At 71.4% G+C, this 3,975-nt stretch carries 3 protein-coding genes; all 3 read left to right on the top strand.

Annotated elements, in window-relative coordinates:
• Nucleotides 1-238: 238 nt before the first annotated feature.
• Nucleotides 239-1,285, top strand: a complete 1,047-nt coding sequence (locus tag ACFXAZ_RS15425; RefSeq protein ID WP_384590124.1) for a PHP domain-containing protein — start codon at nucleotides 239-241, stop codon at nucleotides 1,283-1,285.
• Nucleotides 1,286-1,582: 297 nt separating this feature from the next.
• The gene (locus ACFXAZ_RS15420) at nucleotides 1,583-2,551 is read left to right on the top strand and encodes an SDR family NAD(P)-dependent oxidoreductase (RefSeq protein ID WP_384590121.1); all 969 of its coding nucleotides are present in this window, start codon (nucleotides 1,583-1,585) and stop codon (nucleotides 2,549-2,551) included.
• 672 nt (nucleotides 2,552-3,223) lie between these two features.
• Entirely contained in the window at nucleotides 3,224-3,940 is a 717-nt protein-coding gene (locus ACFXAZ_RS15415) for an NPP1 family protein (protein ID WP_384590351.1), read from the top strand.
• Nucleotides 3,941-3,975: the final 35 nt, after the last annotated feature.

The following is a 3,975-nucleotide window of genomic DNA, read 5'->3' as shown; positions in this document are numbered from 1 at the left end:
CCACGGGTAGGCGGGTTCGCAAACGGCGGCTCTATTAAAGTCCGTAATTTACTAGGCCTACGACCGATTCCCGCGGGACCTATAGGCCGAGGGCGCGGGTGGGGAACCCCCCGGGGGGCGGGATCCGAGCTGGGCGGGCCTGATCCGGGCCCGCCCTCTCTTCATCCCTTCGGCGTCCCCTCCCCCTCCGCCGTGCGCCGCTCCCCGTGGTGCGGAACCCTGGGGGCAGGAGGTGGCGATGGATCCCGTCGAGGCCCTGGAGCGGATCGCCTTCCTGCTGGAGCGGTCGCTGGCCCCCGCCTACCGGGTCCGTGCCTTCCGTACCGCCGCCCGGGTGCTCACCGGCCTGGGTCCGGACGAGGTACGGCAGCGGGCGGCGGCCGGGACGCTGGAGAAACTCAAGGGCGTCGGCCCGAAGACCGCCCAGGTGGCCCAGGAGGCGCTCGCCGGGCAGGTCCCGGGCTATCTGGCCAAACTGGAGGACGAGGCTGCGGCCGAGCCGCGTCCCGAGCGGGGCCGGGAGCTGCGGGCACGGCTGCGCGGCGACTGCCATCTGCACTCCGACTGGTCGGACGGCGGCAGCCCGATCGAGGAGATGGGGCGTACGGCCGCCGCGCTGGGCCATGAGTGGGCGGCGCTGACCGATCACTCTCCGCGACTGACCGTGGCACGCGGGCTCAGCCCCGGGCGGCTGCGCGAACAGCTCGATGTGATCGACGCCCTCAACGCGACCTGGGCACCCTTCCGGCTGCTCACCGGCATCGAGTGCGACATCAACGAGGACGGCTCGCTGGACCAGGAGCCCGAGCTGCTGGAGCGGCTCGACGTGGTCGTGGTGTCGGTCCACTCCAAGCTGCGGATGGACGCCCGCGCGATGACCCGGCGGATGGTGGCCGCCGTACGCGATCCGCGGTCCGACATCCTCGGGCACTGCACCGGGCGGCTGCTGATCGGGCGGGACGGCGGGCAGCCCCGGCCCCCGTCGCGGTTCGACGCGGACGAGGTGTTCGCCGCGTGTGCCGAGACCGGGACGGCCGTGGAGATCAACAGCAGGCCCGAGCGGCTCGACCCGCCCCGGCCGCTGCTGCGCCGGGCCGTGGCGGCGGGCACGCTGTTCTCCATCGACACCGACGCCCACGCGCCGGGCCAGCTGGACTGGCAGATCCTGGGGTGCGCGCGGGCGGAGGAGTGCGGGGTGCCCGCCGAACGGGTGGTCACCACCTGGTCGCGGGAGGAACTGCTGGCCTGGACGCGGGAGGGGCGGGTACCCGCCGGGGTACGGTGACGCAGCTCACCGGAGGGCCGGATCGGGGGGCGGGAACAGCCAGGGGTGGTTCTCCGTTGAAGCAACTGTGGGTGTGCGTGGGACAGTGACCCCGGGCCTCATCATTCGCCCACAGGGACGATCGTTCGGCTGAAGCCCTGTGGAGCCCCGCGCCGGGAGGCGACCGCCATGTGCGCCCACATCTGAGCCGCCCCGACCGTGGTTCCCCCGTCACGGTCGGGGCTTTCCATGTTCGCCCGCCATGTTCCGGGGGGCCTGTGTTGACTTCGAGTGCGCTCCAGTCCGTAGCGTTCGGTCATGACCACTGCACAGCACAGGATCGGGTCGGGCTTCGGTGCCCGTACCACCGCCGACGAGGTGCTCCGGGGCATCGATCTGACGGGGAGGCTCGCCGTCGTCACGGGCGGCTACTCGGGTCTGGGTCTGGAGACCACGCGTTCCCTGGTCCGGGCCGGCGCCCGGGTCGTCGTACCGGCCCGGAGACCGGACCCGGCGCGAGAGGCCCTGGCGGGGCTGGACGGCGTCGAGGTGGACGAGCTGGATCTGGGCGACCTGGAGAGTGTGCGCGGCTTCGCGGAGCGGTTCCTGGCATCCGGACGGACCATCGACTTCGTGATCGACAACGCGGGGATCATGGCGACCCCGGAGACCCGGCTGGGTCCGGGCTGGGAGGCCCAGTTCGCGACCAACCACCTCGGGCACTTCGCCCTGGTCAACCGGCTGTGGCCGGCCATCGAGCCGGGTGGGGCGCGGGTGGTGTCGGTGTCCTCGCGCGGCCACCACGCGTCCGGCATCCACTGGGACGACATCGACTGGCACCAGAGCTATGACAAGTGGCTCGCCTACGGACAGGCCAAGACCGCCAACTCGCTCTTCGCCGTCCACCTCGACCGGCTCGCGCGGGGCCGCGGTGTCCGGGCCTTCGCCCTGCACCCGGGCGCCATCATCACCCCGCTCCAGCGCCACCTGATCCCCCGGGAACTGGTGGAGCGCGGCTGGCTCGACGAGCACGGCGAGCCCATCGACCCGGACGCCTTCAAGACCCCGCAGCAGGGCGCGGCGACCCAGGTGTGGGCGGCGGCCTCGCCCCAGCTGGACGGCATGGGCGGTGTCTATCTGGAGGACTGCGACATCGCCGAGCCCGCTCCGGCCGGCGGTGGGCGGTCCGGCGTCAAGGAGTGGGCGATCGACCCGGAGCAGGCGGCCCGGCTGTGGACCCTGTCCGCCGACCGCACGGGCGTCGACGCCTTCACCGACCGAGACTGAGCCTTAGCGGCGCGTGAGCCCTACCGGGGGCGTGAGCCCTACCGGGGCCTGGGCCTTGCCGGGGCCTGGGCCTTGCCGGGGCCTGGGTCCTGTGAGGGGGCCTGGCTCCTGCGGGGCCTGGCCCCTGTGAGGGGACCTGACTGCGGCGGGGCCTGGCTCCTGCGGGGTGCGACTCCTGCGGGACCTGGCCCTTGCGCGGGCTCGGCACTTCGGGGGACCTGACTCCTACGGGGGAGCCTGTCCTCTACACCGGGCCTGTCCTCTACACCGAGTCTGTCCTCTACACCGGGCCTGACCCCTGTGGCGGCCTGCCCCCTATGGCGGTCCTGACTTCTACGAGACCGGTGGCGCCGCCGGTCCACACCCGACGGCGTCACCCCTCCCCCACCGCCCTCACCCACCCCCACACCCCCCGGCGGAGCCCCCGCGTCGACCACCGCGTGAACGCCATGTGTGACCCCGACGGACGCGAAGTGCCGTCTCCTTCCAGGTCATTGACGCCGCCGAAGCACGCCTGCGAAGGTCTGGACCTGAAGTGACCGAGCGCAACCTGCGTCTCGTTCGGAGTCAGGAGTCGACGTGCGTAACCCGCTGTCCCCCACCAGAGGTTCCGGCACCACCTCCCCCACTCGTGTCCGGCGTCGTTCCGTGTTCGCCGCCGCACTCGGTGCGATGGCCCTGGTCGTCGCGCTGCCCGCCCAGGCCCAGGCGAATGTGCTGACCCTGCTGCCCCAGAACGCCAGCGGTCTGGATCAGACCTTCTCCCCCGCCTACGACTACGACGGTGACGGCTGCTACGCCACCGCCGCGATAGGCGCGGACGGCACCATCAACCCCGGTCTGCCGCTCGGCGGCGATGTCAACGGCAAGTGCCATGACCCCGCCCAGCTCGCCAACGCCAACACCTACTCGCGCGCCAAGTGCAACAACGGCTGGTGCGCGGTGATGTACGCGAGCTACTTCGAGAAGGACCAGGCGACCCTCGGTCCGGCCGCGATCGGTCACACCCATGACTGGGAACACGTCGTGGTGTGGATCAGCAACAACGCGGTCCAGTACGTGTCGGTGTCCCAGCATTCGACGTACCAGGTGGCCGCCCGCTCGGCGATCCGCTTCGACGGTACCCACCCGAAGGTCGTGTACCACAAGGACGGGGCCTCGACCCACTGCTTCCGCTTCGCCAACACCAATGACGAACCGGCGGAGAACGCCACCGGCAACTGGTTCTACCCGCGTCTGGTGGGCTGGGACGGCTACCCGGCGGGTTACCGCGACAAGCTCGTGAGCGCCAACTTCGGCTCCGCCTCCCTGAAGATCAAGGACGGCGACTTCGAGTGGCAGCTCAACTACTCGAAGCCCGCGGGCATCGCCTTCGACGCGTACGCCTGACGTGCCGTGCACCGGCGGCCGGAAGTCCCCAGGGA

Origin of the sequence: Streptomyces sp. NPDC059477 (assembly GCF_042749375.1) — a bacterium.
Lineage (GTDB): Bacteria > Actinomycetota > Actinomycetes > Streptomycetales > Streptomycetaceae > Streptomyces.
The sequence above is the reverse complement of the archived record's forward strand: the minus strand, read 5'-3'. Positions and strand labels throughout refer to the sequence as shown.